This is a genomic window from Streptomyces sp. NPDC046870, from assembly GCF_040704595.1.
Classification (GTDB): domain Bacteria; phylum Actinomycetota; class Actinomycetes; order Streptomycetales; family Streptomycetaceae; genus Streptomyces; species Streptomyces argyrophylli.
The window spans coordinates 191,792-214,933 of record NZ_JBEYXM010000005.1 but is presented as its reverse complement, the minus strand read 5'-3'; the positions used below and the strand labels follow the sequence as shown (position 1 = coordinate 214,933).

The 23,142-nt window shown below is 73.8% G+C and carries 15 protein-coding genes; 10 read left to right on the top strand and 5 right to left on the bottom strand.

Going from position 1 to position 23,142, the window contains the following annotated elements; all coding sequences use genetic code 11:
- Nucleotides 1-195: 195 nt before the first annotated feature.
- From AB0946_RS14405 to AB0946_RS14365, 9 genes are all read left to right on the top strand, one after another.
- Nucleotides 196-1,449 carry a helix-turn-helix domain-containing protein gene (locus tag AB0946_RS14405; RefSeq protein ID WP_366760893.1) on the top strand — a complete coding sequence of 418 codons (1,254 nt, stop codon included), beginning with the start codon at nucleotides 196-198 and terminating at the stop codon, nucleotides 1,447-1,449.
- A gap of 210 nt (nucleotides 1,450-1,659) precedes the next feature.
- Nucleotides 1,660-2,538 (top strand): alpha/beta hydrolase, encoded by an 879-nt coding sequence (locus AB0946_RS14400; RefSeq protein ID WP_366760892.1) that lies wholly within the window; start codon nucleotides 1,660-1,662, stop codon nucleotides 2,536-2,538.
- Between the two features lie 79 nt (nucleotides 2,539-2,617).
- Nucleotides 2,618-3,433 carry a helix-turn-helix domain-containing protein gene (locus AB0946_RS14395; RefSeq protein ID WP_366760890.1) on the top strand — a complete coding sequence of 272 codons (816 nt, stop codon included), beginning with the start codon at nucleotides 2,618-2,620 and terminating at the stop codon, nucleotides 3,431-3,433.
- Between the two features lie 193 nt (nucleotides 3,434-3,626).
- Entirely contained in the window at nucleotides 3,627-4,343 is a 717-nt protein-coding gene (locus tag AB0946_RS14390; protein WP_366760889.1) for an alpha/beta hydrolase, read from the top strand.
- A gap of 70 nt (nucleotides 4,344-4,413) precedes the next feature.
- Nucleotides 4,414-4,677 (top strand): WhiB family transcriptional regulator, encoded by a 264-nt coding sequence (locus AB0946_RS14385; RefSeq protein WP_366760888.1) that lies wholly within the window; start codon nucleotides 4,414-4,416, stop codon nucleotides 4,675-4,677.
- A 546-nt stretch (nucleotides 4,678-5,223) separates the two neighbouring features.
- Entirely contained in the window at nucleotides 5,224-5,796 is a 573-nt protein-coding gene (locus AB0946_RS14380) for a DoxX family membrane protein (protein WP_366760887.1), read from the top strand.
- A 158-nt stretch (nucleotides 5,797-5,954) separates the two neighbouring features.
- Nucleotides 5,955-7,472, top strand: coding sequence for a hypothetical protein (locus AB0946_RS14375; RefSeq protein ID WP_366760886.1), 1,518 nt, complete (start codon nucleotides 5,955-5,957; stop codon nucleotides 7,470-7,472).
- Nucleotides 7,473-7,600: 128 nt separating this feature from the next.
- Nucleotides 7,601-8,905, top strand: a complete 1,305-nt coding sequence (locus AB0946_RS14370; RefSeq protein WP_366760885.1) for an AAA family ATPase — start codon at nucleotides 7,601-7,603, stop codon at nucleotides 8,903-8,905.
- Nucleotides 8,902-10,287 carry a VWA-like domain-containing protein gene (locus tag AB0946_RS14365; RefSeq protein WP_366760884.1) on the top strand — a complete coding sequence of 462 codons (1,386 nt, stop codon included), beginning with the start codon at nucleotides 8,902-8,904 and terminating at the stop codon, nucleotides 10,285-10,287. Before AB0946_RS14370 ends, AB0946_RS14365 begins: the two co-directional genes overlap by 4 nt.
- Nucleotides 10,288-10,296: 9 nt before the next feature.
- On the opposite strand, the gene AB0946_RS14360 is transcribed toward AB0946_RS14365, so the two are convergent.
- The 4 genes from AB0946_RS14360 to AB0946_RS14345 form a co-directional block, all read right to left on the bottom strand.
- A complete protein-coding gene (locus tag AB0946_RS14360) occupies nucleotides 10,297-11,193 on the bottom strand; it encodes a LysR substrate-binding domain-containing protein (protein ID WP_366760883.1) in 897 nt (298 codons plus the stop codon).
- 140 nt (nucleotides 11,194-11,333) lie between these two features.
- Nucleotides 11,334-12,194 (bottom strand): NAD-dependent epimerase/dehydratase family protein, encoded by an 861-nt coding sequence (locus AB0946_RS14355; protein ID WP_366761093.1) that lies wholly within the window; start codon nucleotides 12,192-12,194, stop codon nucleotides 11,334-11,336.
- Between the two features lie 145 nt (nucleotides 12,195-12,339).
- Nucleotides 12,340-16,425, bottom strand: coding sequence for a discoidin domain-containing protein (locus AB0946_RS14350; protein WP_366760882.1), 4,086 nt, complete (start codon nucleotides 16,423-16,425; stop codon nucleotides 12,340-12,342).
- A gap of 581 nt (nucleotides 16,426-17,006) precedes the next feature.
- Complete coding sequence (locus tag AB0946_RS14345) at nucleotides 17,007-17,891, bottom strand: TIGR03619 family F420-dependent LLM class oxidoreductase (protein WP_366760881.1); 885 nt, start codon at nucleotides 17,889-17,891, stop codon at nucleotides 17,007-17,009.
- A gap of 228 nt (nucleotides 17,892-18,119) precedes the next feature.
- Here AB0946_RS14345 and AB0946_RS14340 point away from each other — a divergent pair, with 228 nt between their 5' ends.
- Complete coding sequence (locus AB0946_RS14340) at nucleotides 18,120-19,124, top strand: helix-turn-helix domain-containing protein (RefSeq protein WP_366760880.1); 1,005 nt, start codon at nucleotides 18,120-18,122, stop codon at nucleotides 19,122-19,124.
- Nucleotides 19,125-19,295: 171 nt separating this feature from the next.
- Here the strand turns inward: AB0946_RS14340 and AB0946_RS14335 are convergent, their stop codons facing one another.
- Nucleotides 19,296-23,126 carry a S8 family serine peptidase gene (locus AB0946_RS14335; RefSeq protein WP_366760879.1) on the bottom strand — a complete coding sequence of 1,277 codons (3,831 nt, stop codon included), beginning with the start codon at nucleotides 23,124-23,126 and terminating at the stop codon, nucleotides 19,296-19,298.
- Nucleotides 23,127-23,142 lie beyond the last annotated feature (16 nt).

Below are 23,142 nucleotides of genomic sequence, written 5' to 3'. Positions count from 1 at the left end.
AGAGGTCGTGCGCTGTGAGGCAAACACCCGGCGTTCCGCCGCCCCGTCGGGCCCGCCGAAGCGCCCCTGCCCCTCCGCACCGCCCCCACCAGGCGGTTCCCGCGGCCTCCGGCAAGGTGTTCCGCACCTTGTCGAAGATTTGAACCGCCCCTTTCACGGCTTGTAGAAAGGCCGGGTGAGCGGGAGGGAGACGCCATGGCCGAACGGCGACTGCGCGTCCGGGTGGGCAGCGACGCGCTGCAGGGACTGATCGAGCAACTCGCCGAGCGGCTGCGGCGGTCGGTGGTCGTCGACGACCCCCTGGTGCGGCTGATCTGTTCCAGCCAGCACTTCGGCGACGAGGACCCGGTCCGCATACGCAGCCTGCTGCGGGGCCGCGCCGACGACGTCGCCATCCGGTACGTCCTCGACCAGGGCGTGGCCCGCTGGACGAAGCCGGGTCTCATCCCGGGCCGCGACGACCTGGGGCTGCTCACCCGCTACTGCGTCCCGCTGCGCGAGCGCGGCGAACTGCTCGGCCTGCTGATGGTGGTCGCACCGGACGGGACACTCACCCGCGAGGAGACCGACAGCATCGCGCAGGCGCTGCCGGCCATCAGCGCCCAGCTCCGCGCGGACCAGCTCGCCGCCTCCGAGGGCGAGGTGGACCTCCACGAGACACTGCAGTCCCTCCTCGGCACCGGTGCGGCGGCCCGCGCCGCGGCACGCCGGCAGATCCTCGAGGGCGGCCTCCTGCCCGACGCCCCGCACGCAGTGGTGAGCGTCGTCCAGGTCTCCCGCTCGGCGGAGCCGCCCGGACAGGTGGAGATCGCGCTGCGCGCCTCCCTGGAGGGGTACGCGCGCACCCGCTCGGCGGACGGCGTCATGGCCGCCACACCGGACGGCGCCGTCCTCCTCCAGGTCTCGGCCCGGCCGTTGACGGCACAGGAACTGGGGGACCAGGCCCGAGCCGTCCGCGAGGCCCTCGCCGCCTACCTGGACGCCTCGGCCGCCCCCGTCCTCGGCATCGGCGGCACCCACGACGGCCTCGCCGACGCCTGGACCTCGCACGCGCAGGCCCTCGTCGCGGCCCGCGCCGCGCGCCGCCTGCCCCACCTGAAGGGCGTCGGCGCGTGGGAGTCGCTGGGCGACCTCGCCGTACTCCTCCAGGTACCCGACCACGCCCTGACCCCGTCACTGGTGCCCACACCGCTCCGCCTGCTGCTGGACAGCCCCGGCGGCCGGCGCCTCGAGGAAACGCTGCGGTGCTTCCTCGAACACGCCGGATCCATCCCGCGCACGGCCGAAGCCCTGCAGATCCACCGCACCTCGCTGTACTACCGGCTGCGCCAGATCCAGGAGATCACCGGCCTCGACCTCGACAGCGGCGGCGACCGTCTGGTCCTGCACCTGGGCCTGCGCACCCTCGAACTGCTCCAGGCCGAGAGCGACGTCCAGACCGCCGTCTGAACGGGTCACATGGGGGGGCGGAACCGGGCCCGCCCCACGGAATGACGAAATGCGCGCCGGCGGATCACTACGGAGCGCGGTGGTGCGCGAGGTGCCGGGTGGCACAGAATTCCGTACACGGGAGCCGTGCCGAGGCCGGCTCCGTGAATCAAAGCAGTAACCCGCCGCCGTGGAATGTGCCGTTGCGGCGGAGTACGAGGAGGAGTCGACGTGGGGGCCGTGGAACAGCTGACGACCGGCGACGGAGTGCGGCTGGTGTACCGGGACAGCGGGGGAGAGGGATTCCCCCTGGTCATGCTGCACGGCTGGGGGCAGACGCAGGAGATGTTCCGCCATCAGGTGCGGGGACTTTCCCCGGCGCACCGCGTCATCACCCTGGATTTCCGGGGACACGGGGTGTCGGACAAGCCGTACCACGGTTATCGCGTCGCTCGTTTCGCGGCCGATGTGCTGGACCTCGTCGACCACCTGGGTCTGGACCGGTTCGACGCCCTGGGCTGGTCGATGGGGGCCTCGGTGTGGTGGAGCTTCGTCGACCAGTACGGCACCGGCCGTCTGCGGCGCTTCGTCGCCGTGGACCAGCCCGCGGCCGTCGCCGCGGTGCCGTGGATGTCGCCGCAGGAGCAGCGGCAGTCGGGTGCCGTCTTCGACGTCGCCGGTCTGGTCGCGCTCGGCGCGCAGCTCGCCGGCCCGGGCGGTGAACAGGCACGATACGAGTTCGTCCGCGGCATGTTCTCCGGCGAGCCCGACCCCGGCCTCCTCTCCTTCGTGGCCGAGCAGATCAGCGCCACCCCCGCACACGCGGGCGTGCCGCTCCTCTTCGACCACTGCGCCCAGGACTGGCGGGACGTGCTGCCCCGCATCGACGTGCCCACGCTGGTCATCGGATGCGACGGCAGTCATGTCCACCCGCGGTCGCAGCGGTTCGTCGCCCAGCGCATCCCGGACGCGCGGCTCCACGTCTTTCCGGCCACGGTGGCCAACTCGCACTTTCCCTTCCTGGAGAACCCGCCCGCCTTCAACGACGTCGTCGGCGCATTCCTCTCCGAGCAGCCGCGTCCAGCGGATCACAGCGACGTGAACGCCTGAATGCGGCTGCCCTCCTGAAGAACCGAACACGAAAAGAAAACGACGGGAGCCCGATGTGACCCGGTCGCTCAGCCCTGCCATGCCCCGAACCCCCGGACAAGAACCGTCCGCTCCGTCCCCGGGAAATGATTCAGGCCCTTTCATCAACCTGCCCTGGCCGGCCGTCGGCGACGACGACGAGCACCTTTGTCTGGCCGTCAACGTCTGCGACGAGCCGGTGCTTTTCCCGCACGATTCCCCACCGAGGCTGGAGCCCGGCGACATCCTGCTCGGCGCCGCCTTCCCCCCCGACACGCTTTCCCGCAGCGAGAGTCTGGCCCTCTTCCGCATCCCCCTGTGCCTGCTGGACGCGTCGGCCGCCGACCTGCGCGAGGTCGCGCACACCCACCTCGACGGCCGGAGCGGCCTGACGTCCCTGGTGTCGCAGTTCCTGACCGCACTCGCCAGAACACCACGCCACCAGCGGGTGACCGGCGGCCGCCGCCTCGCCCTGAACACGGCCGACCTCGTGGCCCTCCTCGTCCGGGACGTCCTCCAGACACGCGGACGGCGCCCCGCCCCCGGCGGCCACGAGATGCTGACGCGCATCCAGCAGCACATCCAGGACAACCTCATGGACCCGGACCTCGCGCCCGAGTCGATCGCCCGGGCACACCACATCTCGGTGCGCTACCTGCACAAGCTCTTCCAGTCCGGCGGCACCACCGTGAGCGCCTGGATACGGCAGAGCAGACTCGACGCCTGCCGCGCCGAACTGCGCGGCAGGCGCCGTACCGTGGCCGCCGTGGCCCACAGCTGGGGCTTCACCAGCCCCTCCCACTTCAGCCGCCTGTTCCGGCAGACCTACGGCATCACCCCCAGACAGTGGCAGGCCACCATGTCCTCCGACGCCTGAGCCGCTCACCTCCCCGCGCCGGACGCACCCGCCGGCCCGCTCACCTTCACCTCCCGCCGCCGAAGCGGCGCATGCCGCCACTGCCCACGAGGCCACCCGTGCCACGCCGTCGAGGCCACCCGGCACGCCGCCGTCCGCCTCCTGCCCGGCCACCCCTCGCCGACACACCCGTGAACCGGGAAGGAACCCCGCCATGCCCCCCACCCCCACCGTCGTCCTGGTCCACGGGGCGTTCGCCGACACGGCGATCTGGTTCGGCGTCGTCGCCGAACTGCACAGCCACGGCATCCCGGTCGTCGCCCCGCCGAACCCGCTGCGCGGCCTCGCGGCCGACGCCGCGCACATCGCGTCGGTGGCCGCGCAGATCGACGGCCCTGTCGTCCTGGCCGGGCACGCCTACGGCGGCGCGGTGATCACCGAGGCGGGCACCGCCGACAACGTCGTCGCCCTGGTCTACGTCGCCGCCCTTGTGCTGCAGGAGGGGGAGAGCCTGTGCGAACTCCAGGGCCGCTTTCCGGCCACCGGACCGGTGGGCGAGCTCCGGCGGTGGAGCTACCCGGTCCCCGGCGGCGGTGAGGGCGTCGAGGTCACGCTCAGCGCGGAGGCGTTCGCGACGGTGTTCGCCGCCGACGTCTCCGGCCCGGTCGCCGAGGTGCTCGCCTCCTGTCAGCCTCCACTCGCCCTGGCCGCTTGCGAGGAGAGGGCCACCGCCGCCGCGTGGCGGACGAAACCGTCATGGGCCCTGGTGGCCGGCGCGGACCGGGTGATCGCTCCGGACGTGGAGCGCTTCGGTGCCGCGCGGGCCGGGGCGACCGTGGTCGAGATCGACGGCGCCTCGCACGCCGTCACCCTCTCGCAGCCCACGGCCGTGGCCCGGCTCATCCGCGACGCCGTCCACGCGGTGAGCTGACCCCGCACGCATCCGCCCACGAGCCACCCCCCCCCCGCACGAGAGCAGGGACGAAAGAAGGGACCACCCGATGACGACGCAGCTCAAACCGCTTCTGCGGACGTGGGAGTGGCAGGCCGAGGCCGCCTGCCGGGGCATGGACAGCTCGGTGTTCTTCTCACCGCCCGGCGAGCGCGGCTCCGCGCGGCGCCGGCGCGAGCGGAGGGCGCAGGAGATCTGCCGGCACTGTCCGGTGCGCGCTGCCTGCGCCGGCTTCGCCGCGGCCTCCGCACAGCGGTACGGCGTGTGGGGCGGCCGCACGGAGGCCGAGCGCCGCGCCGGTTCCCCGCGGTGAGGCCGGCCGGCGGAAGCGGCGCCGGCGGACGGGTGTGCCCGGGAGGGCCCGGGCACACCGGCCGTGGGTCAGGTCACCGGTGGCGGGCTCCATCGAGGCGACTCGCGGATCGTGTCGTGGGTTTCGCCGGGGTGCCGCGGCCACCGGGTGACGGTCTCGGCCGGCGTACGGGTGCGGTCGACCGCCGCCGGCCGGTTCCACCGGCGCGCACGACCGCCGCACACCGGTGCGGCGGACGGCAGCTGCCCGGGGCCGGTGGCCTTGACGACGATCAGGAGCGCGTCCGTGAACCCCCGGTCACTCGGCGTCCACCATCGGCGTGCCGTGGCCGCCGCCGGTCCTCGGCGTGTGAGCCCGAACGTCCGGCCGTGCCCGCCGTGGCGACGGGCCCCCAGATGCACAACGGGCCCCGCACCGCAAGGATCGCTTGTGAGGCGTGTGTGCCCGGTACTGGTGTGCGGCGCGCACCCACACGTCATCGGTTGCTCGGCATCCGCGCGAGCTGGGGGAATTCGCCCGTTTCGGCGCTCCGACGGGATCATTGCCATGTTGCTCAAACACATCCTGAACCGTTCTCCGCAGTCACCTCACCCGGCGGCGCACCCCACCGCCACGGCGGCCGCCGAACGGCCGGCGGTGACCGCGGCCGACTGTGGCCTGCTGCTCCTGCGGCTGACCTTCGGCCTGTTCATGGCCGCGCACGGCGCCCAGAAGGTCTTCGGTCTCTTCGGAGGTGGCGGCCTGACCGCGACCGGCAGGGCCTTCGAGTCCCTGGGGTTCCGCCCGGGCAAGCTCTTCGCCGTGATCGGGGGTCTGTCCGAGCTGCTCGGCGGTCTCGGCCTGGCCCTGGGGCTGCTGACCCCGCTCGCGGCTGCCGCCCTGATCGGCGTCATGATCAACGCGATGGTCACGGTGACCGCCGCCCACGGCGTGTGGGACACGGACGGGGGTGTGGAGTACAACGTGGCGATCGCTGTCGCCGCCCTGGCCGTCGCCGCCATCGGCCCCGGCCGGCTGGCCGCCGACCGCTTCTTCCGCTGGGGCAGGGGCGGCTGGGCGGAGGCTGCCGTCGCCCTCGGCCTGGGCGGCGTCGGAGCCGCCCTCTCCCTCGGCTTCTGAGGTCTTTCGTTCGGATCGGGCCGCATCAGGGTGGCGATCTCGACGCCTGGGGCGCGCGGAATTCGGGGACGGATCGTCAGCGGTGTGGTTACGATGCGGGGGATGAAGACCTTCTCCTCGTACGGATTGGGGGAATCGTCCGCGCAAGGTGAGTGCTGATGGCACATCACTTCGCGAACGACATCCCGTCCCGCCTGTTGATGTGGCAGCGCGTGCGCGAGTACGCCGTGCCACCGTCCATGACCGAGACCGCGACCGCGCGTCGTGCGGTCGGCGACTGGTCGGGGGCCTGCGCCGCCGCCCGCGTCGACGTCGATCTCGATCTGCGCGCCGTGCGCAACCGCCACGGCACCGACGTCGCCGCTCGGCTCCGTGCGGATCTGCGCCGGCTGGCGCCGGATCTGCTGCGCTGGCACATGCCCCGGATCGCTCCCGACGGACGGCTCCGGCCGGGCCTCACCCTCTCCCTCGCCCGTTACGGCAGCCCGGGCGGCACACCGCTGCACCTGGTGGTGCGGACACCACCGGCCTGGGCGGACGCCGGACAGCGCATGTCACTGACCCTGTGGGAGGGGCCCGGAGGCAGTGTCCCGGGGCACCACCCGCACCCCTACCCCGACCGGCGCCACCGCCTCGACCTGCACCGGCACCTCTGGGACTCGAGTCGAAGCGGCGAACTCGCGCGGCGATGCGGCGCGGACGGACCGCCGGCGCCGCCGCCCGGCCGCTCCGGGGGAACGCGTCGCCCGGCCCCGCCGGACCTCCGGGACCGGCCGGGTGATCCGGGTCGTCCGGACCGGCCCGGCGGCGACGCGTCGTGGGCGGTCTCCCGCTGGGCCGCCGAGGCGGAACTGCTGCTGCGGGCCGAGGGCCGCCACCCTCGCGGCGCCTTCACCGTGCGGCTCGGCGCCCGCGGCCGCGCCGTACTCGAACTCGTCGCCCCCGACGACAGCCACGCCCCGGTGTTCCGGCCGCTGCGGGAGCCACTGCCGTCCCAGCAGGTCGCCGCGCTTCCCGTGCTGCCGGAAGCGGCGGCTCGCGCCCTGCCCGATCTGGAGCTGCTGCGCGCCGGGCTCGTCACGGCCGATCGCCTGCACCCGCTCGTCGCCTCGGCACTGGCGGCGCAGAGCCCGGCCACGGCGACCGGACCGGCGCCCGGCCCCGACGACCCGCACCGGGTGCGGTGCCGGGGCGAGGTCCACCGGATCGCGCTGCGGGACGGGGTGCTGACGGCGGTCGACCACGATCCGGGCGCACTACGGCGGGAGGAACTGCTGGTGGCGCTCGGCGGGCCGGCGCTGCCCTGCCTGCGGGCCATCGACGCCGTGCACCGCAGCCCGGAGGCACTGCCCGCGGTCCGGGAGCGGCTCCTCCACGGTGACGTCACCGGAGCGCTGACCGTGGTCGAGAAACTCCTCGGCCCCGGCGCCCTGCTGCCCGACGGGCCGCTCCGGCGGGTACTGGAGTCGGCCGCGACCCGGCGCGTCGACCACGGTCTCTTCCGCTCGGGGCTGGTCACCGTGCACCCCGCCGCCCGTACCGCCGGAGGCGGAAACGTCTCGGACGCGGGTCACGCCGACCCGGGTCACCGCCCCCGGCTCGACCGCCGTTCCCCGCACGCCATGCTCCGCAAGCGGGGCAGCCGGGCCCGGCCGCGCACCGGCCTCATGCGCTGAGCGGGCATCGTCCGCTCGGCCCACCCGGCTCACCCATCCCACCCGGCGGTGCCGTGACCTCGGCGCCCCCTGCCCTCACGACCTCCGGACGGGCCCTCCCGTCCCCCCATCCCACCCAGGTGATGCCCATGACCTCCAGCACCCTCCCGCGGACCGCGGTCCCGGCCGTCGGCGCGCCCGCACCCCAGCCCGCCGGCCCGTCCGGCACCCGCGCCCGACTCGCCGTCGCGGACGACCTCCTGACCCTCCTGCGGACCACCACCACCGAGCCCCGCCCCGACGACCAGCTCGCGGCACTCACCCTGGCCGTCGCGGCCGACCTGCCCGTACTGCTCTGGGGTGAACCGGGCATCGGCAAGACCGCGGCCCTGACACAGCTCGCCCACTCCCTCGGCCTGCCGCTGACGACCGTGATCGCCAGCGTCCACGAGCCGTCCGACTTCTCCGGGCTGCCCATCGTGGGCGAGGACCCGGCGGTGCAGGGCGTGCCGATGGCGCCGCCGCAGTGGGCGGTGGAGCTGGTGCGGGCCGGACGGGGGCTGCTGTTCCTCGACGAACTCTCCACCGCCACCCCCGCCGTCCAGGCCGCACTGCTCCGCGTCGTCCTGGAGCGGAAGGTGGGCGCCCTGCAACTGCCCCAGGGCGTACGGATCGTGGCCGCCGCCAATCCGCGCGCCTCCGCGGCGGACGGGTGGGAGCTGAGCCCGCCGCTCGCCAACCGGTTCGTGCACCTGCACTGGGTGCACGAACCGGAGGTGGTGGTGCGCGGACTCGGCGGGATCTGGCCCCGGGCGGAGCTGCCCCGGCTGGCGCCCGGGCGGCTGCCGGAAGCGGTGGCCCACGCCCGGCGCGCGGTCTGCGGCTTCCTGCGGGCCCGGCCGACGCTGATCCACCGGCTGCCGGGCACGGAGACACGGCGCGGCGCCGCCTGGCCCTCGCCCCGCAGCTGGGACGCCGCGCTGACCCTGCTGGCCTTCGGCACGGCGGCCTCCGTCTCCCGCGAGGTGCTGGCGCTGCTGGTACGGGGCGCGGTGGGGGACGGCCCCGGGCTCGAACTCCTCGCCCACCTGGACCGGATGGACCTGCCGGACCCGGAGTCGCTGCTGGCCGACCCCGCCCGCGCCGAGCTGCCCGAGCGGGGCGATCTGCGCCAGGCGACGCTGGAGGCGGTGGTGGCCGCCGTCGGGGCGCGGCCGGAGCGGCACCGGTGGGAGGCGGGCTGGGCGGTACTGGTCCGGGCCCTGGAGACCGGCGCCCCGGACCTGTTGGTGGCCCCGGCGACGACGCTGGCGGCGCTGCGGCGCGACGACTGGGAGGTGCCGGAGGCGGTGGAGCGGCTGGCCGGGGTGGTCGGCCTCGTCCGGCGGGCGGAACAGTCCGTGGGACGGGCCACGGCGGCCGGCGCCGGGCGTGCGACGGGGACGCGCCGATGACCGGGGCCGCGAAGCGCCCGGGGCCGCTGCCGCGTCCTCTGCCCCGGCCCGCGCCGCCCCGCCCGGTACGGGCCACGGTGCCGCCCGAGCCGACCGCCTCCGGCGGGCCGTACGACCGTCCCGGGCTGCCGCTGGACCTGGAGAAGCTGCTCGCCGCCCGGCTGCACGCGGTGCGGGTCCGCCCCTACCTGGCCGCCGCCCTCTTCGCGCTGCACGTGGTGGAGGACCGCTCGGTGCCGACGATGGCGGTGGACGCGCACTGGCGCTGCTACGTCTCACCCGGCTTCGTGGCGCGCACCCCGGTGGAGGAGCTGGCGGGCGTCTGGGTGCACGAGGTCTCCCACCTGCTCCGCGACCACCACGCGCGCGGCGAGCGGTACGCACGGGAGCACGAGGACCACGGGCCGGGCGAGCGCGGCGGGACGGGGGCCCGCCGGGCCGAGAGCCGCGAGCGGCTCCGGCGGAACATCGCCGCCGACTTCGAGATCAACGACGACATCTACGGCGACGGCCTGCCCCGGCCCGCCGGAGCGGTGCACCCGTCCGTGCTGCGGCTGCCCGAAGGTCTCCTCATGGAGGAGTACCTGCGCACGGCGTCGCTGTCCGGGCTCACCGCGGACCTGGCCTGGCTGGACTGCGGCAGCGGTGCCGACGGGCAGGCCCGGCCGTGGGAGCTGGGACCCGACGGGGCGCACGGGCTGAGCAGGCAGCAGCGGGACGCGGTCCGCTTCCGGGTGGCCGAGGGCATCAGGGGCCGCCCCGGCCACGCGCCGGAGGGATGGCGTCGATGGGCCGAGGAGGTGTTCCACCCGCCCCAGCCCTGGCGGCAGTTGCTCGGAGCGGCGGTCCGCTCGGCGACGGGCGCGCCGGGGGCGGGCGAGGACCACGGCTACCGGCGTCCGTCCCGGCGCTCGGCCGGTGTCCCCGGAGTACTGCTGCCGAGCCTGCGCCGTACGCCGCCCCGGGTCTGCGTCGTGATCGACACGTCCGGTTCGGTGAGCGACGCCGAACTGGGCAGCGCGCTGCTGGAGGTCGCGGCGATCTCGCGGGCGGTGGGCGGACGGCGCGACCTGGTCTCGGTGATCTCCTGCGACGCGGCGGCCGGGATCGCCGTCCCCCTCTGCCGCGCCGAGAACCTCGCGCTGGTCGGCGGCGGCGGAACCGATCTGCGGTCCGGTTTCACCCGGGCGCTGCGCTCCCGTCCCCGCCCGGACGTGATCGTGGCCCTCACGGACGGACAGACCCCGTGGCCCTCCACCCAGCCGCCGTGCCGCACCGTCGTCGGTCTCTTCCCGCGTCCCGCCCACGCCGTGGACGAGAACGACCCCGGCTACGTCCCGGACACCCCACCACCCTGGGCACGGGTCGTGACGATCGGCTGAGCATGATCCTCAGCCGCCCGGCGGCGGTGTCCCGGGCCGGGTCCGGCCGAGGGTCTGTGCCGCGGCCTCCGCGAAGTCGTGGACGAGGGGCGAGCGCCGGGACGCCACCCACGCCAGGGCCACCTCGTTGGGGCCGATGTCCTCCACCGGCAGCGCGATCACGTCCGGGCGGGTGTAGAAGCCGGCGGTGGACAGCGGGAGCACGCAGATGCCCGCACCGGAGGCCACCAGTTCCAGCTTCTCCTCCACCTGGCGGATCACGGGCACCCCGGGCCGCCGCCGCTCACGCAGCTCCAGTGCCACGTCACGCCATTCGGGTACGGCGTCCGGGTCCTGGAGCAGGTGCTCGGGGGCGAGGTCGCCGACGGTCACCGACGCCCTGTCCGCCAGCCGGTGCCCGGCCGGCACCATGACGACCCGCGGCTCCCGGAACAGCGGCCGCACCTGGAGGCCCCGCCGGTCGACGGGCAGCCGCACGACGCCGATGTCCGCCCGGCCGTCGTGCAGCACCTCCACCTGGTCGTCCCAGCTGGTGCGCAGCAGACGCACGTCGACGCCGGGGCGGCGGGCGGTGAAGAGGGCCGTGGCCGGGGTGAGCGTGATGCCGGGCATGAACCCGACGGTCAGCGTGGGGGTGCCCCGCCCCGCCGTCCGCACCCGCCGCAGCAGCGCCTCGGCCGACGCGAGCAACGGGACGGCGTCCTCCAGCAACTGCTGCCCGGCCGCGGTGAGCAGCGTGCCGCGCCGGTCCCGTGCGAAGACCTCGACGCCCAGGTCGTCCTCCAGGCTCCGGATCTGCCGGGACAGCACCGGCTGCGCGACGTGCAGCCGCTCGGCCGCGCGCCCGAAATGCAGCTCCTCGGCCACGGCCACGAAATACCGGAGCTTGCGCAGGTCGACATCCACCCGGACTCACCGCTCACTCTCTCCGAGACCCTGTGGGACGATCGAGGCAGTCGTGACGAATCTACCCGTCCCGGCCACGGCTGCGGCCGTCCGGGCCGCGGCGAGCGTCGCGGACGGTGCCCGGCGCGTCCATGCCGGGGTCACTCCTCGCCGGCGAGGACGGCCAGCGGGTCGGTGTGCGCGGGCGTCCACCCCAGCTCGGCCTCGGCGCGCGCCGGGGTGAACTGCTGGTCCAGGGCGAAGGCGTCCGCGACCGGGCCCATCCGCTCACGGGCCTGCTCCAGGGTGAGGGAGGCGACCTTGCCGTCGAGGCCGACGGAGCGGGCCACGGCCAGCGAGCACTCCTTGGCGGTGGGGTTCACCCCGCCCACGCCGACGTACACCGAGCCGGGCGCCGCCTTCAGGGCGGCGACGTACAGCTCCGCGACGTCGTCGACGTGCACCAGCGCCCAGTGGTTCGCACCGTCGCCGATGTACGGAACGGCGCCCGCCTCCCTGCCCGGGACGGCGTAGAACATGTCGATCAGGCGGTTCTCGCCGCCGTACAGCAGACCGGGCCGCACCAGGACGGGACGGCCGCCCTGCCGCGCGCGCCGCAGCACGGCGTCCTCCACCGGCTCGCGCCAGGCGACCAGGGACGGCGGGTTCCAGGGGGCGGTCTCGTCCACGACCCCGTCCGTGTCGCCGTGGACCCAGGTGCCGCCGGTGTGCACGTAGGTGCCGGTGCCCACGCCGTCCTGCATGGCGGTGGCCGCCGCGAGGTCCTCGTCCCCGGTCCCGGCCTGCGCGAGGTGGATGACCGCCTCCGCGCGGGCCGCCGCCGCGTTCAGCGCACCGAGGTCGCCCAGTCCGCCGCGCACCGGTGTCGCCCCGAGGGAGGCGACGGTCCCGGCGGCGCGGTCGTTGCGGGCCAGCGCCTCCACGGTGTGCCCGTGGCGGACCAGCGCACTGATCGTGGCCTTGCCGATGTATCCGGATCCGCCGGTGAGGAAGATCTTCATGGTCACGGCTCCTGTCTTCCGTAGCTCGGTGATGTCGCCGACTTCGCTGATCAGCCTGCGCTCGGAGACGGGGCCGCGTCCAAGACCTCTTCCGGCGCCTGTGATACCCGGAGGGCATCACAGGCGCCGGACACACGGGCGTGGCTCAGCCGTGCAGGGTCGCGGCCGGGCCGTTGTACGCCTGTGCCGTCAGCACCGGGTGCCGTGCCGCGCCGGCCCCCTTCGGCCAGGACAGCCGGACGGTCCGGGACTCGCCGGGCAGCAGCCACAGGTAGTTGTCGCTGTACAGCGTCGGCAGCACCCGCCGGCCGTGCGCGTCCTCCAGCAGCGACAGCCGGACCATGGCGGCCACCGCCGAGCCCTGGTTGCGGACCACCGCCGTCAGCTCCTCGCGGTCGCCGGACCGCGACCGCCGGGTGATCGCGCCCGTGAGCTTCACCTGCTTCGCCTTGTTCAGCCCCCGCAGCGCGGCGGCCTCGCGGTAGCGCCAGTAGGTGTTCCGCGACAGCTCCCTGCCCCGGGAGTCCTCCAGCGTCAGCCGCAGCAGGTGCAGGTCCGGGAGGCCGTCCGTCCACGCGGCGGTGAACGCCTCGGCGGTGGACGCCCGTTCCACGTCCACCCGGGCCGTCCTGCTCCCGCCGAGCTGCCGGCCGGACAGGTCGTACAGCCGCGCGGTGACGGTGGCGCCCCGCAGGTCCGCCGACGTGTGGTTCACCGCGATGACCCGCCACTTCACCGGATCGGCCTGCACGTGCAGTGGCTCGCAGGCCGAACGGGCGCCGTAGTAGGTGCCGTTGACGTCGAAGTCGTAGTCGTACGTCTGCCAGACCGTGCTGTGCCAGGCCGGGTGGGACATCCAGAGCATCAGACCGGAGGCGTTGTCCCACAGGTTGGCGTTCCAGGCCTCGAACATGGCCCGCGTGTTCTCGTAGTTGACGAACTGCGCCTTGCGGGCGAAGTCGTCCAGGTCACCGGACTCGCCCAGCCGGGCCTCGATGGCGGCCTTGTAGTTCTGCGGCGCCTGGTTCCCGCGCTCGCTCCAGTCGTGGTAGTACCACGCGCCCCGGATCGGCCAGTCCGGCTCGTCGCCCGTCATGCTGCGGGTGCTCGCAGCGGTCGAGACGACGGGCATGCCGATCTCGGTGTGGAAACCGAAGTCACGGCTGCCGTAGGTCATCGGGTCGAAGTACTTCTCCGGTTCCACCCAGCCGTACGGGCCGCCGCCCGTGATGATGCCGCCCGCCGAGTTGTTCTGGTAGAGCACGCCGGGCACCTGCTGCTCCACCGCCTCCCGCATCCCCTTGTCGATGGCGGCCGGGGGGTTGCCCTCGTTCGCGCCGCACCAGACCACCACGGACGGGTGGATGCGGTACCGCAGCACGGTGTCCCGCGCGATCGCGTTGAAGGCGTCGTGGTCCGGCGGGTCCATGCCCCACGCGTTGGGGAAGTCGTTCCACACCAGGATGCCGTGCCGGTCGCAGGCGGCGAAGAACTCCTCCCGGTCACTGCTGCCGACCCAGTTGCGGATCATCGTGAAGTTCATGTCCCGGTGCATCCGCACCGCCGCGTCCATGCGCTCCGCCGGCATCCGGCGCAGCAGTTCGTCCCAGCCCCAGTTGCCGCCACGGGCCAGCACGCGCACGCCGTTGACGCTGATCTTCAGCGGGTCCGGGGTGTTCGACACGGTCTTCACGTCGGTCCAGGTGTCGCCGTCGTCGGAGACCTGGATCGTGTACGACTTCGGGTACGCGGTCTCCCAGAGGACGGCGACGCGGTCGAACGCCCGCGAGGAGCCGAGGTCCACCTGGATCCACTGGTGGTCCTCGTAGGCGGACGACCAGCGGCTGTTCGGGTTCCCGTCGGTGGCGTTCGACGCCGGGTGGTCGGACTCCTCCGTGGAAGCGGTGGCCTTCTGGCGCAGGGCGAGATCGGTGCCGGGTTCACTCCGGTCGACGACGGACAGCGACCACAACGAGTTGCCCCAACTGGTGTTGCGCAGACCGCAGCTCAGGCGGACGTAGCGCGCGGTCCGCCGGTCGAAGTCCTCCACCTGGAGACTGGCGTTGCCGTTGTTGAACGGCAGCGGCACCGCCCCGTTGTCCACCGACTTCACATCGGTCCAGTCCGAGCCGTCCGCGGAGACCTGGACCACGAAGGTCTTCGCGTACGCCTGCTCCCAGGTGAGGTCGACCCGGTCGAAGGACTGGACGGAGCCGAGGTCCACCCTGATCCACTGGTCGTCCTCGTAGGCGGAGGACCAGCGGGTGCCGGGGTCGCCGTCGGTGGCGTTGGCCGCGCCGTTGCCGTCCTGGTCGGTGCTGGACGCCTCGGCGTGGGCGTGCAGCGCGAGGTCGGTGTCCGGCCGGGTGCCGTCCCGGACGGACAGGGTCCACAGGGAGCTGCCCCAGGAGGTGGCCCGCGTCAGGCAGCGGACGCGGACGTGCCGGGCCTGCTGCTGGTCGAAGGTCACGGTCTGCGTGTAGGCGTCGCCGGACGCGGTGAACACGAGCGGTACGTCGTACTCGTAGCCGAACTGGCGGATGCCGAAGCGGGTGGTGCGCCGGTCGCTCTCCTGGCCGCCGGCCGTGGCGGTGAGCGTGAGCTCGTGCAGGTGCGCCTCGCCCAGACCGTTCGGCCACCACAGCTCGGGCTCGTGCAGCCTCAACTGGCCGAAGGCGTCCGGCGTGAAGACGACGTCCAGGTTCGCGCCCGCCTTCACGGTGACCGTCCTCGACACCCGCACCCCGTCGAAGGCGGCCGTGACCGTCGTCTGGTGGTCGGCGGTGTCCGCGTTGCGCACCGGCACGACGATGGTCAGCTCGGCCACCGACACGTCCGGCAGCGCGGGCAGCACGGTGTCCACGCGCGGGTCGCCGATGACGACGTGACCGGTCGATCTCAGCCGGACGTGGTTCCAGATGCCCGCCGCGCGGTCGCGTACGGCCGGCATCCAGTCCCAGCCCGAGGAGGCCAGGTACGTCGGGGAGTTGAGGTTCATCTGCTGCGCGCCGGCGTCCACCCAGGACTCGCCCAGCGGCCCCTTGTCACCCGGGCTGCCCGGCACCGGCATCGGCGTGATCCTCACCGCGAGCGCGTTCTCGCCGCTCTCGGCGAGCTGCCGGGTGACGTCGAAGGCGGCACGGGCGAACGGGTAGGTCAGGTCGCCGGCCCGCTTGCCGTTGAGCCACACGTCGGCCTTGTGGTTGACGCCGTCGAACTCCAGCCAGACGTGCCGGCCGGCCCCGGTGCGCAGCCCGCGCGGCAGCGCGAAGTCCCGCTTGTACCACCAGGAGTGGCGTGACAGCGCCTCCGGTACCCGCAGGTTGTTCAGGCCCGCCACCGGGTCGGGCAGCTTGCCCTGCTCCACGAGCGAGCCCAGCACCGTGCCGGGAACGGTCGCGGGCAGCCAGCCGCTGGTGTCGACGGACGTCTTCGACAGACCGGCGCCGTCCGCACCGGCCCAGTCGTCCATGGTGAGCCGCCAGCCCGACTCCACGGGCACGGTCCCGTCGTCGGCGACCGTGAGCGCCGGTGCCTCGTCGTGCCGGGTGCCCCAGTCGGTCCAACCGGTGGCCGAGGGGCGGTGGCCCCGGGCGGTGCCGTACACCTCGAAGCCGTTGAGGCCGAGGGGCAGCGGGCTGGAGCGCTTGCGCGACGTCATGCGCACCCAGCGCGCCGACACCGGGTGGGGAAGCTGGACGTCCACGACGCCGCCGGTGCCGGCCGTGGTGCTGTACACCGTCGTCCAGGACTCCTGGTCCACGGACGTCTCGACCACGAAGACCAGCGAGAAGCTCGACTGGATCTCGTCACCGGTGGTGCCGCTGTGCACATTGCCGGTGGTGGGCGGCGTGTACACCGGGTCGGAGGCGTCGGCCTCGAAGGTGAGGCGGACCCGCGTGACCTCGCAGGCCGCCTGGAGGTCGACGGCTATCCACTGCGGGTCACCGCCCTCGGCACGCCAGCCGCTGCCCTTGACGCCGGGGGAGGAGAGGCGGTCGACCACGAAGGAACCGGGGGTGGCGGCGTAGGCCGTCGACGAGACCGTGACCGGCCGGTAGAGCGCCAGCTCACCGGGGGAGGCGGCGGAGTCCACCGGCGCGCCGCCGGGCGCGGCGACCGCACCCGGCGCAGGAAGCAAACCGAGGCCGAATCCGGCCAGCAGGGTGGTACCCGTGGTGACGATGGCCCGTCGCGACGGATGGCGCGACGGATCCGACTGATCTGTCATGAGCGTGACGTCCCATCAAAAAGCGGTGCGGTCCGGACCTCTCCGGGTCTGACGCAGGAGGAATGACAACGTTGCCAAAGGCTGGGTGGCGCGGCGGCTCGTGTCAACCCCTGATGCGTGGATCGATGTCTGACCGGTTCCGCCGTCTTGTGACGGGTTCCGGCGGACCATGGCTATAGCGAATGAGGGAAGGGCGCGGTCGTTGGTCCGTGCGCCCGCGGGTGGGCGGGGGTTTGATGCTGCGGTAGCCAGCGCGAGGCATGGGGGATTTGAGCGGATTCCCAGGCGTCGGACTCCGCCCGCGCGGCCCTTCGTGGCGCGGGGCGTCACCCGGCCGACCGTGGCGAGGCGGGGCGGGAGGCCGCCGTGAGGCGCAAGGTGGTTGCAGATGTGATCGGTACCGGACGGCGGTGTGGCGACGGGACACATCGGCCCAAGGAGGGGCGTGAGCGCTGGGACGCCGGTCCGGCGGCACGTCGTCGGGGCGGGCCCGAGGCGGTGCTGTCCGGTCGCGTGGCACCAGGCGGACGCCCCCTGGAAGCGTCGGCCCGATCAGTCCGGCGGCCTCCCCTGCCGCGGCGTCAGGTCAGTCGCGGCGCCACCTCGGCCGCGACCCACTCCATGGCCCTCTCGACATGCTCGGCCGCGACGGGCAGCCACAGGGTGCACGCGGTGAGACCGGCCTCGGCGAGCCGCGCGAGGTCGTCGGCGACACTCGCCGCAGTGGGCACGGCACCCCCGAGCGGCCGTCCCGGTGGCGGGACCACCGCGGGGAGGCCGGGCGGAGTGAGGAAGGCGGCCGAAGCGAGCGTCACCCGGTCGGAGTTCTCCGCGCCGGCGAGGTCGCGAAGGCGGCGCTGGACGTCGGTGACCTCGGCCGCGTCGGCGCCCGTGCCGTACCAGCCGTCGCCGAGACGCAGCGTACGGCGCAGGGCGGCGTCGCTGTGGCCGCCGACCCACACGGGCGGACCGCCGGCGGTGACCGGAGGCACCCCCAGGTGCGCGGCGCGCAGTGTCGTGAACGGCCCGTCGAAGTCCGCGGGCCGCCGGGCCCACAGGGCCTTGGCGGCGGCCAGGTGGTCGTCGGTGCGTGCACCGCGTTCACGGGCGGGCACCCCGACGGCGCGGAACTCGTCGGGATTCCAGCCGGTGCCGACGCCCAGGATCAGGCGGCCGCCGGACACGACGTCCAGGGTGGCCGCCTGGTTGGCGAGCACCAGTGCCGGATAGTACGGCGCGACCAGTACGGATGTCAGCAGCCGCAGGCGCGTCGTCGCCCCGGCGACGGCCGACAGCAGAACGAGCGGGTCCGTGTCGAGGCCGAAACCGCTCTCCAGGAGGCGGTTGCCGACCGCGACGTGGTCGAAGCCCAGATCCTCGGCATGGCGTGCGGCGCGGAGCACACCGGCTCCGTCATCGAGCGGCCAGCGAGGTTGGAGGGAGACACCGAGGCGCAGCGAGGACATGAGGTTGCCTTTCGACGGCGGTCCGGCCCGACACGACGATCACCGACCGCCCTGTCGTCACACCCAACTCCCGCACCGCCTCGCTTTCATCCCCGGCCGTACCGCCCACCCGGGAGGAGAGGGCCCCGGTGGCCCGACGCCCCGGCGAGCACAACGAGGCAGCGGGGCCGCAGGACCCAACGTAGTACGATATTCAAACGGTGGATTCCAAGATTCCGGGAGGCGTCCGTGGCGCTGGAGGCGGCTGGCGTCTCGCCCGAGGAGGAAGCCCTCTACCAGATGCTCGTGACGTCCGGCCGGGCCACCCGGGAGGACATCGCCCAGCGGGCCCGCCTGACCGGCGCGGAGACCGGGCGGATCCTGGAGTCCCTGGTCGGCAAGGGCCTCGCCACCCACACGGACGGCACCCCGCGGGTGTTCCGCCCCGCTCCGCCCGAGGTGGCGCTGCTGCCCCGGCTGAAGCGCAGCGCCGACGCGCTGGACCTGGCCCGGTTCGAGGCCGCACGTCTCATCGAGTCCTACCGGGAGACGATGCGCAGGCATGACGCGGGCCAGTTGCTGGAGGTGGTCACCGGCGCGGAGGCCCTGCGTCAGCAGCTCCGGCAGATCCAGTCGAGCGCCCGCCACGAGATGCTGTGGTTCTGCAAGGCCCAGTACGTGGCCATGCCGTCGGGCACCAACACCGAGGAGTTCGAGGCGCTGGCCCGGGGCGTGCGCTACCGCGTGGTGTACGAGAAGGCGTTCTTCGACGACGAGGGGGCCCTGGAGAACGTGGTGGCGGGTGTGCGGGCCGGTGAGGTGGCCCGTGCCGTACCGCACCTGCCGCTGCGTCTGGCCATCGCCGACCGCTCCGTCGCCGTCTTCCCCCTCGTGGCCGGCGGACCGCACGGCAGCCCGGAGGAACCGACCACCGCGCTGGTCAGGGACAGCAACCTGCTCGCGGCCCTCCTCGCCCTCTTCGACTGCTACTGGGAGGACGCCGTCCCCTTGGATATCGACGGCACCGGCACGCTCGCCGGGGCCGACGGTGCCGGTCCGGCCGACTCGCTCTCGGCCACCGACCGCAAGCTGTTGTCGCTGCTCGTGGCGGGGGTCGCCGACAAGGCGATCGCCTCGCAGATGGGGCTGAGCCGCCGGACGGTCCAGCGCCGCATCCAGGGGATGATGGAGCGCGCCGGCGCGGTGACCCGTATGCAGCTCGCCTGGCAGGCGTCGCGACGCGGCTGGCTGTGACCGGGGCCGCCCGGCGCCACCCGCACCAAGGGCACGCGGTCCGCGGGCGCGTGCCGGCCGCTGTCACGGTTCGCCCCGTCCTCCGACAGGCGCGGCGGGTGCCGGGCCCGTCATGGGCCCGGCACCCGCCGCAGCGAGTGTCCGCGCGAGCGCGTCAGCGTCGTCCGCGCGTCACGCCGTACCGCGGTGCAGGTACGCCCGCTCCACGGTCTGGCGCACGCTGTCGCCGGCCGAGTCCGTGGCGGTCACGCGGAGCGTCACGTAGGCGTCACCGCGCACCTTCGACGGCCGCTCCACGGTGGCCGTGAACTGCCGGCCGTCGCCGTGCCGCTCGGTGCGCGCCGTGGTCCAGGTCTTCCCGCCGTCGTACGACGCCTCGGCCTTCAGGCGTACGCCGCGCGGGGCGGCCATGCCGTCCTGCATGCGGACGGTGAAGCCGAGGCGATGTGCCCGCGCCCTGCTCACGGCGCCCTGCGCGTCGGCCGGTACGGCGTAGTCGAGCTGGAGCAGCGGCAGCCGGACGGCGCCGGCCGTGGTGTCCGAGCGGAACGTCCACGAGGTGTGCGTGCGCACGCCCAGCCGCCAGTCGTCCGAGGCACGGGCGGTCGTCAGGTCGAGCCGGAACCGGGCGTCGCCCGGGGCCACTTCGAAGCTGCCCCACGCGCCGTTGTCGGAGGTCGCGGTCTGCTTTCCGTCGCGGTACAGCACCGCCGAGGCGACGTCGTCGGCGGCGGCCGCCCGGCCGGTGCCGAAGCCGCTCGACTCCGCGAACGACCAGTGACCGGCGTCGGAATCGGTGAACTCCGGGACGTACACGTTCAGGGTGTCACCGTTGCGGACCGAGGGCATCGTCCAGCCGCGGGGAACGGACGGACGGACCGGCGCTCCGAACCACCGCTCCGTGGCGCGCTGGCCGGGACGGTAGGTGCGCGGCGCGTTCCGCATGCCGGCCGCCAGCGGCAGGTCGGGAACGTCCACGACGTCGTGGTGCACGACGTGGTTCCACAGGGTGTCCCCGCCGGTCACGTACTCGACGCGCTCGCGGCCCACCGGGACGTACCTGCTGTACTGGTTCCACGCGGTCTCCTGGTACGGCCGCCACGCGAAGCGCTGCTCGCTGGCCCACGCCGAGGCACCGGTGCGGGTGTACGTGCTGCGCACCACGGCGCTCTCCCGCTCCGAGACGGTGTGCACGACCTGCTTGGGGACGAAGCCCTTCGACACCTGCACCACGTCGTACAGGTACGGGCTGCGCACCGTGCCGGAGAACGTCACCGTCGTGGTGCCCTTCGCCACGCGCCGCAACAGGGCGGTGCCGTCCTTCCAGGAGGCCCGCATGCCGGGCAGCGCCGTCCGCTCACCCGTCGGCTGCCACCGGGTCCAGACGCTGCCCTGGTCCTCGGGCCACACCATCAGCAGCGCCTTGGCCCCGGCCTTCGCGGCGGACCGGGCCAGTTCGGGTACGGAGACGGAGAAGTCGTACCGTACGACGGCGAGTTTCCCGCGTGCGCGGCGGAAGTCCGGCGCCGACGACGTGCCCGCGTCCACGGCGGTCAGCCGTGCGCCGCGGTCCGGGAAGACGGGGGAGTCGGCCTCGTAGAACGGGATGAACTCCCCGGATCCGCCGGAGACCTTCGCCCGCAGTTGCGGAGCCACCAGCTGCCAGCGCGAGGAGAACTCGAAGTCGCCGTCGGTGACCCGGGAGGTCGGGCTGACGTAGAGGTGTGTGACGTCGTCGAAGTACATGACTCCCTGGATCAGTCCGTGACCGTCGATCCGGCGGTACACGGTCGTGCTGAGGATGCCGTGCTGTTCGGCCGGGCGAGGTGTGCGGATGCGCACCGGGGTGGCCTGGGCGGCGTTCAGCGTCACCGTCCGGTCCCCGGTGACCTTGACCTCGGGGACGACGACGGTGCCCGCCTCGCCGCCGTGGTCGGTCATGTCGTAGAAGGCCGAACTGACGTAGTACGTGCCCTCTTCCACGAGGGCGACGTGGGCCTGCCTGTCCGTGTAGTCCACGAATCCGTCGGGGCCCCAGATCGTGGGCAGCCAGTCCGGCATCACCTTGCCGTCGCGGTCGCGGTAGAACACGGTCAGCTTGTGCTGCGGGGCGTGCACCGCGAGGGAGACGGTGGTGTGGGTGAGTACGGTGCCGTCCGCGGACTTCGCGGTGAGGTACCCGTAGTAGGTGCCGCGGACCGCGTGCCGGGCGTCGGTGGTCAGCGGCACCTCGGCCGTGGCGCCGGGGGCGAGCCGCACCGTGTCGGCGCCGAGGCCGACCACCCCGTCCGGGAGCGCGCGCCCGGATTCCGTGGCCAGGCCGAGGGCCAGGGAGAGCGTGACGGGACGGTCACCGGAGTTGGTGTAGCGGACCGTGGCCGACTGCTGCCGCCCTGCCGGGCCGCCGGTCCGCAGCGGGGCGAGGGTGACGGATCCGCTGGCCCGCACCGGGCCCAGGGCCGTCGCCACGTCGATACGGCCGCCGCCCTGTTCGGTCACCCGCGTGCGGGGCACGGTGTGCGCGGTGCTGATCAGCGCGTCCTTGAGCTGCTGGGCGTCCCAGTCCGGGTGCCGCTGGGCCAGGAGCGCGGCGGCACCGGCGACGTGCGGGGTGGCCATGGAGGTCCCCGACAGGGCGACGTAGTGGGCGTCGACCGGGTCGCCCAGGGTGGTGCCGGAGGCGCGGGCGGCGACGATGCCGACCCCGGGGGCGGTCACGTCGGGCTTGACCGCGCCGTCGCCCAGGCGCGGGCCGCGGCTGGAGAACGGGGCGAGGGAGTCGTCACGGTCGACGGCCCCCACGGTCAGCGCGGCGTCGGCCGCACCCGGCGAGCTGACGCTGGACGGGCCTGCCTCCCCCTCGTTGCCCGCCGCGACGACGAAGAGGGTGCCGCTGGACGCGGTGAGGGAGTCGACCGCCTGGCTGAGCGGATCGGTGCCGTCGGTCGGGGACCCCGACCCCAGGCTCATGTTGACGACCTTGGCGTGTTCGCGTGTCGCCCACTGCATGCCGTCGATGACGGCCGACTCGGTCCCGTAGCCGTCGTCGCCCAGGACCTTGCCGATGAGGAGGTCGGCCCGCGGCGCCACACCCCGCCGGGTCCCGCCCGACGCGGCCCCGCTGCCGCCGACGATCGAGGCGACGTGCGTGCCGTGGCCGAAGTGGTCGTCCGTGTTGGAACTCCCGGAGAAGTCCTCGGCTTCGGCGATACGACCCGCCAGGTCGGGATGGCTCGCGTCGACACCCGTGTCGAGCACGGCCACCTTGACGCCCTGGCCCTCGTCACCCGCCTTCCAGGCGGTGGGGGCGTTGATCTGCGCGGTGCTGCGGTCCAGCACGGCCTTCACCCTGGCGTCCAGCGAGACGCGCGGCGTCACCGCGGCACGGGCGACGCCGGCCTTGCCGCCGGGGTTCAGCGTCTTCCAGAAGTCGCCCAGTCGCCGGTCGGCGACCCGCAGCGACCGGGCGTGGATGCTCGGCAGCTTCCGGGAGCCGGTCCCCGGTGTGCTGAGCGCCAGGAGTCGGTCGGCGGTGGCCGCGGCGGCGCGTGCCGCCTCGGCGGTGACCCTGGCCCCCGCCCGGGACGGCTCCGAGGAGACGATCAGCGGGAGCGCGGAGGTGTGTGCCTCGTCGTAGCCCTGTGCGATCAGGGCGGTCACGTCGAACAGCCGGCGGTCCAGTGCGCCCGCGGACACCAGGGCCTCGGCGTCCCACGGCAGCACGGTCAGCGACTTGTCGTCCTGCTCGAACGTCTCGAAGGGGATGTGCTCGCGACCGGGGCCGGGCCGTACCGACGCGGTGCGCCGTCCGCCGGGCAGCGAGGTCACGGTCACCCGGTCCCCGGTGACCAGCCGTACGGTCGTGGAGCGTGCGCCCGGTTCCGCCGTGGGACGAGTGACGGTACCGCTGGTCGCCGTCCGCGCCACGGCGGTGCTGGGTACGGCGCCGGCAAGCAGTACCAATCCTGTTGATATCGCCGCCGTGAGGCGGAACTTTGCCATCAGGGAAACACCTTTC

Coding starts and splice junctions, on each gene's coding strand:
- AB0946_RS14390 (WP_366760889.1), top strand. CDS start 3,627: ATGCCCCCCACCCCCACCGTCGTCCTGGTCCACGGGGCGTTCGCCGAC.
- AB0946_RS14370 (WP_366760885.1), top strand. CDS start 7,601: ATGACCTCCAGCACCCTCCCGCGGACCGCGGTCCCGGCCGTCGGCGCG.
- AB0946_RS14385 (WP_366760888.1), top strand. CDS start 4,414: ATGACGACGCAGCTCAAACCGCTTCTGCGGACGTGGGAGTGGCAGGCC.
- AB0946_RS14395 (WP_366760890.1), top strand. CDS start 2,618: ATGCCCCGAACCCCCGGACAAGAACCGTCCGCTCCGTCCCCGGGAAAT.
- AB0946_RS14345 (WP_366760881.1), bottom strand. CDS start 17,891: ATGTCCTCGCTGCGCCTCGGTGTCTCCCTCCAACCTCGCTGGCCGCTC.
- AB0946_RS14380 (WP_366760887.1), top strand. CDS start 5,224: ATGTTGCTCAAACACATCCTGAACCGTTCTCCGCAGTCACCTCACCCG.
- AB0946_RS14375 (WP_366760886.1), top strand. CDS start 5,955: ATGGCACATCACTTCGCGAACGACATCCCGTCCCGCCTGTTGATGTGG.
- AB0946_RS14355 (WP_366761093.1), bottom strand. CDS start 12,194: ATGAAGATCTTCCTCACCGGCGGATCCGGATACATCGGCAAGGCCACG.
- AB0946_RS14335 (WP_366760879.1), bottom strand. CDS start 23,126: ATGGCAAAGTTCCGCCTCACGGCGGCGATATCAACAGGATTGGTACTG.
- AB0946_RS14365 (WP_366760884.1), top strand. CDS start 8,902: ATGACCGGGGCCGCGAAGCGCCCGGGGCCGCTGCCGCGTCCTCTGCCC.
- AB0946_RS14350 (WP_366760882.1), bottom strand. CDS start 16,425: ATGACAGATCAGTCGGATCCGTCGCGCCATCCGTCGCGACGGGCCATC.
- AB0946_RS14405 (WP_366760893.1), top strand. CDS start 196: ATGGCCGAACGGCGACTGCGCGTCCGGGTGGGCAGCGACGCGCTGCAG.